This is a genomic window from Amycolatopsis sp. NPDC104587 (assembly GCF_055583645.1).
This window is the reverse complement of the sequence record NZ_JBVJNO010000023.1, coordinates 115,937-128,428: the sequence shown is the minus strand read 5'-3', so window position 1 is coordinate 128,428 and position 12,492 is coordinate 115,937. Positions and strand designations below refer to the sequence as shown.

At 72.0% G+C, this 12,492-nt stretch carries 13 protein-coding genes; 10 read left to right on the top strand and 3 right to left on the bottom strand.

Annotated elements, in window-relative coordinates; genetic code table 11:
- Positions 1–481: 481 nt before the first annotated feature.
- Entirely contained in the window at positions 482–880 is a 399-nt protein-coding gene (locus ACZ61C_RS45535; RefSeq protein WP_465314210.1) for a hypothetical protein, read from the bottom strand.
- 290 nt (positions 881–1,170) lie between these two features.
- On the opposite strand from ACZ61C_RS45535, the gene ACZ61C_RS45530 reads away from it, so the two are divergent.
- The 6 genes from ACZ61C_RS45530 to ACZ61C_RS45505 all read left to right on the top strand — a co-directional run bounded on the left by ACZ61C_RS45530 (position 1,171) and on the right by ACZ61C_RS45505 (position 6,238).
- Positions 1,171–2,238, top strand: a complete 1,068-nt coding sequence (locus ACZ61C_RS45530; RefSeq protein WP_465314209.1) for an ABC transporter substrate-binding protein — start codon at positions 1,171–1,173, stop codon at positions 2,236–2,238.
- 19 nt (positions 2,239–2,257) lie between these two features.
- Positions 2,258–3,049: an ABC transporter ATP-binding protein gene (locus ACZ61C_RS45525; protein ID WP_465314208.1), complete on the top strand. Its 792-nt coding sequence runs from the start codon at positions 2,258–2,260 to the stop codon at positions 3,047–3,049.
- Complete coding sequence (locus ACZ61C_RS45520) at positions 3,036–3,920, top strand: ABC transporter permease (protein ID WP_465314207.1); 885 nt, start codon at positions 3,036–3,038, stop codon at positions 3,918–3,920. Before ACZ61C_RS45525 ends, ACZ61C_RS45520 begins: the two co-directional genes overlap by 14 nt.
- A gap of 78 nt (positions 3,921–3,998) precedes the next feature.
- Positions 3,999–4,364 (top strand): DUF1761 domain-containing protein, encoded by a 366-nt coding sequence (locus tag ACZ61C_RS45515; RefSeq protein ID WP_465314206.1) that lies wholly within the window; start codon positions 3,999–4,001, stop codon positions 4,362–4,364.
- Complete coding sequence (locus tag ACZ61C_RS45510; RefSeq protein ID WP_465314205.1) at positions 4,361–5,182, top strand: SMP-30/gluconolactonase/LRE family protein; 822 nt, start codon at positions 4,361–4,363, stop codon at positions 5,180–5,182. Before ACZ61C_RS45515 ends, ACZ61C_RS45510 begins: the two co-directional genes overlap by 4 nt.
- 114 nt (positions 5,183–5,296) lie before the next feature.
- Positions 5,297–6,238 carry an acyl-ACP desaturase gene (locus ACZ61C_RS45505; protein WP_465314204.1) on the top strand — a complete coding sequence of 314 codons (942 nt, stop codon included), beginning with the start codon at positions 5,297–5,299 and terminating at the stop codon, positions 6,236–6,238.
- 163 nt (positions 6,239–6,401) lie between these two features.
- Here ACZ61C_RS45505 and ACZ61C_RS45500 read toward each other — a convergent pair whose 3' ends face one another.
- Positions 6,402–7,958, bottom strand: a complete 1,557-nt coding sequence (locus ACZ61C_RS45500; RefSeq protein WP_465314203.1) for a DEAD/DEAH box helicase — start codon at positions 7,956–7,958, stop codon at positions 6,402–6,404.
- Between the two features lie 236 nt (positions 7,959–8,194).
- Here ACZ61C_RS45500 and ACZ61C_RS45495 point away from each other — a divergent pair, with 236 nt between their 5' ends.
- Genes ACZ61C_RS45495 through ACZ61C_RS45480 form a run of 4 tightly spaced genes read left to right on the top strand, consistent with a single transcriptional unit; the run spans position 8,195 to position 11,515 of the window.
- The gene (locus tag ACZ61C_RS45495) at positions 8,195–9,901 is read left to right on the top strand and encodes an acyl-CoA dehydrogenase (protein WP_465314202.1); all 1,707 of its coding nucleotides are present in this window, start codon (positions 8,195–8,197) and stop codon (positions 9,899–9,901) included.
- Entirely contained in the window at positions 9,901–10,347 is a 447-nt protein-coding gene (locus tag ACZ61C_RS45490; protein ID WP_465314216.1) for a nitroreductase family deazaflavin-dependent oxidoreductase, read from the top strand. Before ACZ61C_RS45495 ends, ACZ61C_RS45490 begins: the two co-directional genes overlap by 1 nt.
- The gene (locus ACZ61C_RS45485; protein WP_465314201.1) at positions 10,344–11,108 is read left to right on the top strand and encodes a 2-keto-4-pentenoate hydratase; all 765 of its coding nucleotides are present in this window, start codon (positions 10,344–10,346) and stop codon (positions 11,106–11,108) included. Before ACZ61C_RS45490 ends, ACZ61C_RS45485 begins: the two co-directional genes overlap by 4 nt.
- On the top strand, positions 11,105–11,515 hold the full coding sequence (locus tag ACZ61C_RS45480; RefSeq protein WP_465314200.1) for a hypothetical protein: 411 nt from the start codon (positions 11,105–11,107) through the stop codon (positions 11,513–11,515). Before ACZ61C_RS45485 ends, ACZ61C_RS45480 begins: the two co-directional genes overlap by 4 nt.
- On the opposite strand, the gene ACZ61C_RS45475 is transcribed toward ACZ61C_RS45480, so the two are convergent.
- Positions 11,451–12,395, bottom strand: coding sequence for an AraC-like ligand-binding domain-containing protein (locus ACZ61C_RS45475; protein ID WP_465314199.1), 945 nt, complete (start codon positions 12,393–12,395; stop codon positions 11,451–11,453). The genes ACZ61C_RS45480 and ACZ61C_RS45475 overlap by 65 nt on opposite strands.
- Between the last annotated feature and the right edge of the window lie 97 nt (positions 12,396–12,492).

The window sequence follows — 12,492 nt, the reverse complement described above, 5'->3', positions numbered from 1 at the left end:
TCACCGCCCACGCCTTCTCCGTCAACTCACCCCGACCAACCACGCCGCAATTCAACCGGACCGCAGCTAGATCACTTACAGGACACTCCCTAGGCGACTAGGCGACCGGCGACCAGCGACCAGCGACCAGGCGACCGGCGGCCCGCCGGGAAGCGGCGGCCGAGCGCCCATCGGTTCGGCGCTCCGCCAGGGAAGTAACTCGAGCGGCTCATTGGCCTGGCCACTCATCGATTCCGGAGGCTCGGAGTCTCGGCGGTTCGGGCATCCGGACATCCGGCAAACTCGGCAACCGCCACCGGCCAGGTGCGCAACCGCCGCAAGGATCGCGCAGTTTTCCCGAGCCTGGCGCCGCGACCGCGGCAACCCGGGCGGCCTTCCGCGAAAGTGCGCACTCGGCCTTTGCTCAAGTGTCGCGAAGGGGGTCATCCGGGACACGCCCCGAATGACCATTCGCGACGCCAGCGGGCCCGAACAAGCCCCCTCAGCGACCCACCGGTTCCCGCGCCTGCCGCCGCGAGCGCACCAACCCCGCGACCGCCACCACAGCGATCCCGAACCCCACCCCAGTCACCACCGAAGCCACCAAACTCGCGGTCGCCGTCGCCAGCCCGAACGCGCCACCCAGATACACCGGGATGCTGACCGCCACCGGCAGCCAGTTCCGCAGCAGGAACGCCCGGTCCGAAGCGAGCCACAGCACCAGCGCCACGGCTCCGCCCGACAGGACCGGGATCGCCCAGACGACCAGGCTCGTCACCGCGTCCATGCCGAGCGACCGGAGCCACTCGAACGACGCCTGGCCCAGGCCGACGAAGAGCACGACCAGCGCCACGCGGACGCCCGTGGCCCCTTGGCCTCCTCGGTGTGCGGTGCTCGTCATGACATCCCTCCCGATCTCGTGGTCACCCATACCACGTTCGGGTGAAGCGAGCGGTTGCCCGGATCGGGGGATTTCCTGACTGAGCGTCCAGATGCCGGGAACATCGGACAGCGGGCTCCGCACCCCTCATGCTCGTCCGGCACCACCTGAGAACAGGTCCCCCGTAGGGGCACTGGCCATCGATGTCAAGGAATCTCACGAGAATTCCCGGGATGCGGATGGCTATGCGCCCCAGCGGGTGACCGTGCGAACCTCGCCCCGAACACCGATCCCCGAAAGGCGACGCCGACGTGCGCACCCACCACAGAACCCGCTTCCTGGCTTCGGCGCTGACGGCCCTGGCCGCCCTGACCGCGGTCGGCCTGCTCGCGGGCTGCTCCCGCGCCGCGGAGAGCGCCGCGCCCGCCGCCAACGCCGGCGCGGCCGCCGAGGTGCGGCTCGGGTTCTTCCCGAACGTCACGCACGCGCCGGCGCTGATCGGCGTCAAGAAGGACTTCTTCAAACAAGAGCTCGGCTCGACCAAGCTCACCACCCAGACCTTCAACGCGGGCCCCGAAGAGGTCAACGCGCTGCTGGGCAACTCCCTCGACATCGCCTTCATCGGCTCCGGCCCGGCGATCAACGCCTTCACCAAGTCCAAGGGCACCATCCAGCTGATCTCCGGCGCCGTCTCGGGTGGCGCTCAGCTGGTCGTGAAGCCGGACATCACCAGCGTCGACGGCCTCAAGGGCAAGACCGTCGCGACGCCGCAGCTGGCCAACACCCAGGACGTCGCGCTCAAGAAGTTCCTCGCCGGCAAGAACCTGACCGACCAGGTCAAGATCACCAACCTGGACAACTCCAAGACGCTCGACGCCTTCAAGGAGGGCGAGGTCGACGGCGGCTGGCTGCCCGAGCCGTGGGCGTCGCGGCTGGTGCTGGACGCCGGCGCGAAGGTCCTGGTCGACGAGAAGGACCTGTGGCCCGGCGGCCGCTTCCCGACCACCGTCGTCATCGTGCGCAGCGAGTTCCTCCAGCAGCACCCGGACACCGTCCGCGCCGTGCTGAAGGGGCAGCTGGCCGCGATCGACTGGGCGAAGGCCAACCCGGCGGACGCGAAGACCGTCGTCAACGGCGCGCTCAAGGAGCTCGCCGGCAGCAGCCTGAGCCCCGCGGTCATCGACCGCGCCTTCTCCGGCATCGAGCTGACCACCGACCCGGTCCCGGCCGAGTTCCCGCAGCTCGCGCAGGACTCGGTCACCGCCGGAGTGGTGAAGTCCGCGGTCGCGCTCAAGGGCTTCGCCGACTTCGGCCCGCTCAACGACGTGCTCAAGGAGAAGAACCAGCCCGCCGTGAACGCGCCCGAACTCGCCAAGTGACCCGGAGAGGCAGCTCACGATGACCACCACCCTCCCGACCGGCCGGACCAGTCCTCCCGGCGCGGCCGCGGTGCGCCTGGACGGCGTGCGCAAGACCTTCGGCCCGGCCGGGCGGGCGGTGGTCGCGCTCGACGGGGTCGACCTCGCGGTCGCGCCCGGGGAGTTCGTCTGCCTGCTCGGCGCGTCCGGCTGCGGCAAGAGCACGCTGCTGAACCTGGTCGCGGGTCTGGACGCGCCGTCGGCGGGGGAGATCACGCTCACGACGTCACGCCCGGCGGTCATGTTCCAGGAGGCCGCGCTGATGCCGTGGCTGACCGCCGCGCGCAACGTCGAGCTGCCGCTGCGGCTGGCCGGGTTCGGCCGGACCGAGCGCCGGGCGAAGGCCGCCGAGCTGCTGGAGCTGGTGCGGCTGACCGGCGCGGGGGAGAAGCGGCCGCACGAGCTGTCCGGCGGGATGCGGCAGCGCGTCGCGCTCGCCCGCGCGCTCGCCGCGACCCTGCGCGTCGGCGGCGACACCGGGCAGGCGCTGCTGCTGATGGACGAGCCGTTCGCCGCGCTCGACGCCATCACGCGTGACGTCCTGCAGGGTGAGCTGCTGCGCGTCTACCGCAGCACCGGCACTTCGGTGCTGTTCGTGACCCACGACGTCCGTGAAGCGGTCCGGCTCGGGCAGCGGGTGGTGCTGCTGTCGTCGCGGCCGGGGCGCGTCGTGCGCGAGTGGACCGACGTGCCGCTGGCCGATCCCGAAGAGCTCTCCGACGAGATCACCGGGCACCTGCGAGAGGTGATCAGCACCCATGCCGCGGCTTGAGCGGGCCGCCGAGGCCGATCTCGACGCGGTCGGCGCCGGCCTGGACTCGCTCGACGCCCCGGCCGGGGAACGCCGTCCGAGCTTCTGGAAGCGTTTCGCCTGGGGGTTCCTGCCGCCGGTGGGCGCGCTCGTGCTGCTCGTGGTCGTCTGGCAGGTGCTCTGGGCCGCGGCTTTCTGGCCCGAGACGCAGCTGCCCGCGCCGCTCGCGGTGTGGGACGAGTTCTGGAGCCGCGTCGTCACCGGTGAGGTGTTCGAGTTCGTCTGGACGTCGGTGCACCGCGCCGCCCTCGGGTTCTTCGCGGGGGTGGTCATCGGCACGCCGCTGGGTCTGCTCGTGGCGAAGGTCCGCGTGGTGCGGGCCGCGATCGGGCCGCTGCTGACCGGCCTCCAGAGCCTGCCGTCGGTGGCGTGGGTGCCCGCCGCGATCCTGTGGTTCGGGATCAACGACGGCGCGATCTACTTCGTCGTGCTGCTCGGCTCGGTGCCCTCGATCGCGAACGGCCTGGTGTCCGGCATCGACCAGATCCCGCCGATCCTGCCGCGCGTCGGCCAGGTCATGGGCGCGAACCGGCTCTCCTCGGCCCGGCACATCCTGCTGCCCGCGGCCCTGCCCGGGTTCCTCGCCGGGCTCAAGCAGGGCTGGGCGTTCTCGTGGCGGTCGCTGATGGCGGCCGAGCTGATCGCGCTCTCCCCGCAGCTGGGCGTCGGCCTGGGCGCCTACCTGAACCAGGGGTCCTCGCTCAACAGCATCGAGACGGTGATCGCGGCGATCTTCCTGATCCTGCTGGTCGGCATCGGGATCGAGCTGCTGGTCTTCCGCCCGCTGGAGCGTGCGGTGCTGCGGGCCCGCGGCCTCACTTCGTCGCTCTGAAAACTTCTCGCCCGTAGATGTCGAAGCCACGGCTTCGGCGTCGACGTCCCCTTCGCAAGCCGACGAAGGGAGCAGGCGATGGTGGTTCCGGTGCTGGTGGCGACGGTGGCGGCGTTCGTGGTGAGCGCGGTCTGGTACTCGGTGTTCGGCCGGGCCTGGGCGCAGCTGAGCGTGGCGGGGGCGGCCGCCCGGCCGTCACCGTGGCGGATGGGGGCGGAGTTCACCCGCACGCTGGTGCTGGTGGTGGTCTTCGCGGTGCTGGCCGCCGCGACGTCCTGGCCGGTCCTGGGCCTGGCCGGCCTGGTCTGGGTCGGGTTCCCGGTGCTGATCCTGGCGGGCTCGGTGCTGCACGAGCGCGTCCCGGTCCGGCTCGCGGCGTTGCACGCGGGCGACTGGCTGGTCAAGATCGTGGTCGTGGCGGCGGTGCTGGCGGTGTGGCGATGACGGGCGTGCTCCTCGACGGGATCGCGTTCGGCGAGTCCCCGCGCTGGCACGACGGCCGCCTGTGGTTCGCCGACTGGCTCGCGCACGAGATCGTCGCCGTTGAGCCAGGCGGCACGCGTGACGTGGTCTTCCGCGCGGACTTCCCGACCATGCCGATGTGTTTCGACTTCCTCGACGGCCGGCCGCTGATCGTGTCTTCGTCGGACGGCCTGCTGCTGCGGCTGTCCGCCGACGGTTCCCTGGTCACCCACGCCGAGCTGGGCGGGACCGGCTACAACGAGATCGTCGTGGCCGGTGACGGCGGTTGCTACGTCAACGGCGGCGGGTTCGACCTGATGGCGGGGGAGGCGCCCCGCCCGGGCGCGATCCTGCACGTCGCGCGGGACGGCGTCGTGCGGCGAGTGGCCGAGGACATCGCGTTCGGCAACGGCATGGCCCTCACCCCGGACGGCTCGACGCTGCTCGTCGCGGAGTCCTACGCGAACCGGCTGACGGCGTTCTCGGTCCGGCCGGACGGCGGGCTGACCGACCGCCGCGTGTGGGCCGACCTGGGCGAAGGGGTGCCGGACGGCATCGCGCTCGACGCGTCCGGCGCGGTCTGGGTGTCCGACGTGCCGGGCCGTTCGTGCACCCGGCTCCGCGAGGGCGGTGAAGTCCTCGAGCGGCTGACTTTCGACCACGGGTGCTTCGCGTGCGCGCTGAGCGAAGACACGCTTTACCTGGTGACGCAGGAGTGGCGCGGGGTGTCCGGAGTCGGCGCGGGGGAGGAGCGGACCGGGCGGGTCCTGACGCATCCGGTCGAGGTCGGCCGGGCCTGAAGGCGCGGTGACGCCCCTCACGGAACGACTCGGCGGTGGTGTTCGTTGACGTAACCTACGGCACCGTAACTTACGGCCCCGTAGGTCTCGCCCCGATTCCGGAAGGACGTGCGCATGACCGTTTCCGAGAGCACCGCACTCATGTACGAGCTCGAGGGGACGGTCGAGGAGAACCTCAACCGCCACCTCTCGGCCGCCCAGGAGTGGATGCCGCACGAGTACGTGCCCTGGAGCGAGGGCCGGAACTTCGCCGACCTGGGTGGCGAGGCGTGGGACCCCGAGCAGTCGCGGGTGACGCCGATCGCCCGGACCGCCCTCGAGGTCAACCTCCTGACCGAGGACAACCTGCCGAGCTACCACCGTGAGATCGAGCGCGCCTTCGGCCGCGACGGCGCCTGGGGCACCTGGGTGCACCGCTGGACGGCGGAGGAGGGCCGGCACGGCATCTGCATCCGCGACTACCTGCTCGTGACGCGGGCGGTCGACCCGGTCGAGCTCGAGCGGATGCGGATGGCGACGATGCAGGCCGGCTACGAGACCGAGGACAAGCCGCTGCTGCGCGTCTGCGCGTACGTCTCGTTCCAGGAGCTCGCGACGCGGCTTTCGCACCGCAACACCGGCCGCTACACGCAGGACCCGCTGGCGGAGAAGCTGCTCGCGCGCGTGTCCACCGACGAGAACCTGCACATGGTCTTCTACCGCAACCTGATGAAGGCGGCCCTGGAGATCTCCCCGGACGCGGCGATGCGCGCCATCACCGACGAGGTCCTCGACTTCGCGATGCCCGGCGCGGTCATCCCGAGCTTCGCCCGCAAGGCGGCGCTGATCGCCAAGGCGGGGATCTACGACCTGCGCATCCACCACGACGACGTCGTGATGCCGCTGCTGCGGTACTGGAAGGTCTTCGAGCGCCAGGGGTTCGGCGAGGTCGGCGAGACGGCCCGCGAGGAGCTGGCGACGTTCCTGAAGGGCCTGGACGGCCAGGCCGCGCGCTTCGAGGAACGCCGTGACGCCGCAGCGGCCAGGGCAGCGGCCCGAGGCCTCCCCGCACTCTGACCGCTCGCCCCTCCCCCCTCCCCGATCTCGGAGCTTTCTCAGGGAAAGATGCGTCTTTTGGGAGCGGAATCCCGGGATGTGGACGGCCTTCGCCCTCGTGAACACGGCGAAGGCCGCCTCGGAACGTTCCGAGGCGGCCTTCGCACTGTCTGGACGTGGAGGGTCAGCGCCCGCCGCGGCGGCCACCGGCGCGGGTGCCCGACGAGAACGCCGCCGCGCCGCCGCTCGAAGCCGACCGGCGGTTGCCCGCGGCCGGAGCGCCCGAGCGGCGCGAACCACCCGACGGCGCGCCGGACCGTCCACCGGCGGCGGCCGAACGACCCGCGGCGGCACCCGAGCGACCCGAAGTGCCGCCCGAACGACCCGAACCCTGACGCTCCGAGCGAGGCTGCTCTTCGCGCCGCGCCTGGCCCGCCGCGCGGGAGCGCTGGCCCCCGCGGTTCTCCTTCGGGGCGCCGGGGGCGCCACGACGGCCGCGGCCCGAACCCGGCGCGGCACCCGAGGCCGTGACCTTCTTCGGGCGGTTGTCCACCGGCGGCCGCTTCGGCGACGCCGTGAACGACCGCTCGCCCGGGGCCAGCTCCGCCAGCAGCGGGTGACCCGGGCCGAGCTGGGTCGTGGTCGGCTTGATGCCGGCCTTGCGGGTGAGGTCGCGGACGTCGCGGACCTGCGCGTCGGTCATCAGCGTCACCACCGTGCCGGACGCGCCGGCGCGCGCGGTGCGGCCCGAGCGGTGCAGGTACGCCTTGTGCTCGACCGGCGGGTCGGCGTGGATGACCAGCCGGACGTCGTCGACGTGGATGCCCCGCGCCGCGATGTCGGTCGCGACCAGCGTCTTCGCCGCGCCCGAGGAGAACGCCTCGAGGTTGCGCGTGCGCGCGTTCTGGCCGAGGTTGCCGTGCAGCTCCACCGCCGGGACACCCGCGGCCAGCAGCTTGCGGGTCAGCGCCTTCGCGCGGCTCTTCGTCCGGGTGAACACGAGCGTGCGGCCCGGCGCCGCGGTCAGGTCGACCAGCACCGGCAGCCGGTGGGTCTCCTCGAGGTGCAGCACGTGGTGCTCCATCGTCGAGACCGGCGACTGCGCCGAGTCGACGCTGTGCGTGACCGGGTCGCTCATGAAGCGCTTGACCAGCACGTCGACGCCGTTGTCCAGCGTCGCGGAGAACAGCAGCCGCTGCCCGCGCTGCGGGGTGGCGTCCATGATCCGGCGCACCTCGGGCAGGAAGCCCAGGTCGGCCATGTGGTCGGCCTCGTCGAGCACGGTGATCTCGACGGCGTCGAGCTTCACGTGCCCGGAGCGCATGTGGTCGGCGAGCCGGCCGGGGCAGGCGACGACGATGTCGACGCCGTCACGCAGCTTCGTGATCTGCGGGTTCGCGCTGACCCCGCCGAAGATGGTGGTCGTGCGCAGGCCCAGCGGCTTGGCCAGCGGCAGGATCGACGCCTCGATCTGGGTCGCGAGCTCACGGGTCGGCGCCAGGATCAGCGCGCGCGGACGGCCGGGCTTGCGCCGCGTCGGGCCCGCCGAGAGGCGCGCCAGCAGGGGCAGCACAAAACCGTAGGTCTTGCCGGAGCCGGTCCGGCCGCGGCCGAGCACGTCACGCCCGGCGAGGGTGTGCGGCAGGGTCGCCGCCTGGATCGGGAAGGGCTCGGTGACGCCCTGGGCGGCCAGCGCGTCCACGAGGGTGGTGGGCAGGCCGAGTTCAGCGAAAGTGCTCATAAGTGCATGCGGGCACGCGAGTGCCCTGGTCTCCATAACCTGAGAAGGGTTGTCCTGCCCGGCGCAGACCTGGGTTCGGCCGCGGCGCGTGGTAGTCGACAACAGCAGCGGGCCGAGGCAGAACTGAGCGGCCCGCATGATCAGTATAGCTGGCCGGGGTGACGTACCCCTAGTGAGATTGCTTGCACTCGGCTCGCCTTGCTAAGTTACCGGTCGGTAATCGAGGAGGCTCACCCATGCTGCTGAACCCGCACGAGTACGACCCGGCCCACTTCGACGCGGAGACGCGCCGGCTGCTCCGGGCCACCATCGACTGGTTCGAGCAGCGCGGCAAGGCGAAGCTGACCGAGGACTACCACAACCGCGCCTTCTACGCGGACTTCCTCGAGTTCGCCGGCAAGGAAGGCCTGTTCTCGACCTTCCTGACGCCGTCCGCGAACGCCGACGGCAACCCGGACAAGCGCTGGGACACCGCCCGCGTCGCCGCGCTGTCGGAGATCCTCGGGTTCTACGGGCTCAACTACTGGTACCCGTGGCAGGTCACGATCCTCGGCCTCGGCCCGGTGTGGCAGAGCGGCAACTCCGCGGCGCGTGAGCGCGCGGCGGCGGCCCTCGACGCGGGCGGCGTCGGCGCCTTCGGACTGTCCGAAAAGGACCACGGCGCGGACATCTACTCCTCCGACTTGGTCCTCACGAAGGACGGCGACGGCTACCGCGCCACCGGCTCGAAGTACTACATCGGCAACGGCAACTGCGCGCGCACGGTGTCGGTCTTCGGCCGGATCGACGGGGTCGAGGGCCCGGACCAGTACGTCTTCTTCTACGCCGACTCCGAGCACCCGAACTACCACGTGGTGAAGAACGTCGTGCCGTCGCAGATGTACGTCGCCGAGTTCCGGCTCGAGGACTACCCGGTGCACGCCGAGGACATCCTGCACGTCGGCGCCGAGGCCTTCAGCGCCGCGCTGAACACGGTCAACATCGGCAAGTTCAACCTCTGCTTCGGCGGCATCGGCATGGCGACGCACTCGCTGTACGAAGCCATCACGCACGCGCACAACCGCGTGCTCTACGGCAAGCCCGTGACGAACTTCCCGCACGTGCGCCGCGAGTTCGTCGAGGCCTACGCCCGGCTGACCGCGATGAAGCTGTTCTCCGACCGGGCCGTCGACTACTTCCGCAGCGCGAACCCGGACGACCGCCGCTACCTGCTGTTCAACCCGATCACCAAGATGAAGGTGACGACCGAGGCGCAGAAGGTGATCGGCCTGGTCGCCGACGTCGTCGCGGCCAAGGGCTTCGAGGCCGACACCTACCTCGCGATGTCGAAGAACGACATCGACGGCCTCCCGAAGCTCGAGGGCACGGTGGCGGTGAACCTCGCGCTGATCGCGAAGTTCATGCCGGCGTACCTCTTCGCGCCGCAGGAGTACGCGCCGGTGCCGACCCGTACGGACGCCGCGGACGACGAGTTCCTCTTCCGTCAGGGCCCGGCGCGCGGCCTGTCGAAGGTCCGATTCCACGACTGGAAGACCGCCTACGCGCAGGCCGCGCACATCCCGAACGTCGCGCTGTTCACCGAGCAGGCCGCGTCGCTGGTCAAGCTGCTCACCGAGGCCGCGCCGGACGAGGCGCAGCAGGCCGACCTCGACTTCGGGCTGGCGCTGACCGAGCTGTTCACGCTGGTCGTCTACGGCCAGCTGGTCCTGGAGCAGGCCGGGATCACCGGGCTCGACGAGCAGGTCGTCGACCAGATCTTCGCCGTGCTGGTGCAGGACTTCAGCGCCGCGGCCGTCGACCTCAACGGCAAGGCGAGCTCGACCGAGGCCCAGCAGGCCATCGCGCTCGCGGCGCTGCGCAAGCCGGTGGTCGACACCGCGCGCTTCGAGAACGTCTGGGCGCGGGTCCGCGACCTTTCCGGGGTCTACGCTATGACCCCGTGATGGCCAGGGAGTACCGGCTCGGCGTGACGCGGAAAGCCGCGAACGTGGTCGTGAAGGCGTTGCTGGCGCGCGGGATCCCGATCGTGGGGAGCACCGGGTGGCTGCTGACCACGCGCGGGCGGCGCTCCGGCGCCGACCGCACGACCCCGGTCAACGTCCTCGAGGTCGGCGGCGTGCGCTGGCTCGTGTCGCCGTACGGGCAGGTCGGCTGGGTGCACAACCTGCGCGCCGACCCGGCCGCCCGGCTGTGGCGCGGCCGCCGGCGCGAGACGTGGGCGGTCGAGGAGGCCGACGCGGCCACGGCCGGGCCGGTGCTGCGCGCGTACGTCCGCAAGATCCCGGTGACGGCGCCGTTCTTCGACGCGAAGCTCGGCGACCCGGCGGAAGCCTTCGCCGCGGAAGCCGATCGACACCCGGTCTTCCGGTTGGCAAGATCACGAACGTGAACCGAGAGCGGGCGGCGGAGCTGATCTGGGACGCGTGGCTGACCGGAAAACGGCTGGCGGGCCTCCCCGAGGACGCCCGCCCGCACGACACGGCCGAGGGCATGGCCGCGCAGGCGTCGCTCGCCGCGCTGGGCGGGCCGGTGTCCGGCTGGAAGATCGCCGCGACGACCGTGTACGCCCGGCAGTACCTGGCCGTTCCCGGCCCGCTGCCGGGGGTGATGTTCGAGCGGTTCCACCACCACGAAGGCGAGCCGGTGCCCGCCGACACGATGACGATGGGCGTCGCGGAGCCCGAGTTCGCGTTCCGGCTCAAGGCCGATCCCGGCCCGTCGCCGTCGCTGACCGCGGTGCTCGACGCCGTCGACACGATGTTCCTGGCGGTGGAGCTGCCGGACAGCCGGTACACCGACCACCAGCGGGTGGGCGGCCCGCAGCTGCTGGCGGACGTGGCGTGCGCGGGCCGGTTCGTCGAGGGCCGCCCGGTGCCGGGCTGGCGCGACCTCGACCTGCCCCGCCGCCCGGTGGTCCTCCACGCGGGCAAGCAGGAGTTCTCCCGCGGCGCGGGCAGCCTGGTCCTCGGCGACCCCCGCCTGGCCCTGCACTGGCTGGCGATGGAGCTCCCCCGCCACGGCGCCCGGCTCCGCCCGGGCGACATCGTGACAACGGGAACGGCGGCCCCACCCTGCCCGATCCACCCGGGCGGCGAGGTGGTCGCCGACTTCGGCGAGCTGGGCAGCGTCGAAGTGCGGATCGCCGCATGACCTTCCGGGCCGGGTTCGTCGTGGTCGCCGTGCTCGTCGTGGCCTTGGACGCCGGGTTCTGGTGGTTCGCGCGGGGCCAGCACCAGCCGGCCGCGCGGGTCGGCTTCCTCGTCGCCTACGTGCTCCTGCTGGCGGTGCTCGCCGCGGCCGCGGGGCTGGTGCGCTGGGAGGTCGCGGCGCCGTTGGGCGCGGCCTCCACCTCCGGCCTGCTGTTCGTCGGCGCGGCGGCGATCTTCAGCGTCGGCTTCGGGTTCGTGCTGCTGGCCGTCGTGGAGGCGGCGCTGGTCCGCCGTCTGGTGCTCGACGTGTCCCCGGCCGGCTGGCGCAACGGCACCGGCCTGGTCAGCTCGGCGGCGGCGGTGGTCCCGGCGGCGTTGCTCGCGGTCGGTCTCTTCGCGCTCCGCTGACCCGGAACGCCGACGGGCTTTCCCCGAACTCGGCGCGGAACACCCGGCTGAAGTGCGCGGCCTCGACGAAGCACCACCGCGCGGCGATCGCCGCGACGCTCCGGTTGGCCAGCAGCGGGTCGCGCAGGTCGCGGCGGACGGCGTCGAGCCGCAGCCGCCGGATGTGGTCGGTGATCGTGTGCTCCTCGGCCTCGAAGAGCCGGCTCAGCGTGCGCGGCGACATCCCGTGCGCGGCGGCGACGCTCGTCCGCGAGAGCCCGGGGTCGGCCAGGTGCCGCCGGACGTGGGCGAGCACGCGGGCGCGCAGGGCGTCCGGGACCTCGTCGACGCCGACGTGGTCGCTGAGCGTGCCGGCGAGCAGGCTGAGCCCGGCGTCGCCGAGGCGGCCGGCCGCGGCTTCGTAGAGGTGCCCGCCCTGCGCGACCGACGCCGTGACGAAGTCCGCGAACACCGCGCCCGGGCCGGACGTCGCCGGGTAAGCGCGGTCCATCGCGTGCGCGACCGGCAGCCGCAGGACGTCGCGCGGGAAGGCCATCACCGCGGACACCCATTCGCCTTCGAGGCGCAGCGCGTACGGGCGGCCGGTGTCGTAGATCGCGAGGTGCCCGGGTTCGACGACGACCTCGCGGTCGCCCTGCACGACCGTCGCGCGGCCGCGGACCTGGACGCACACCTTGAGCAGGTCGGAAGGGTTCTGCCGGATCGTCCCGCGCGAGCGGCGGACCACCTGCGGCGTGCCCGCGACGGTGAACACGTGGACGTCACCGAGCGGCGTGGTGACGACGTCACCCGAGGGAACGGAGGCGTCCAGGGGCTCGGGGTACAGCTCGCTGAAGGCGCCGCCGAGCTTCGCCCGCCAGGCCTCGCCACGGTGGTACATGGGCGCTCCGGTCGTCGCTGACCTGATCAGGCTAACACCGTGACCCGCAGAATCAACGCGCCCGAATGCCGCGTGACCAGGCTGGAAGCACGGACCG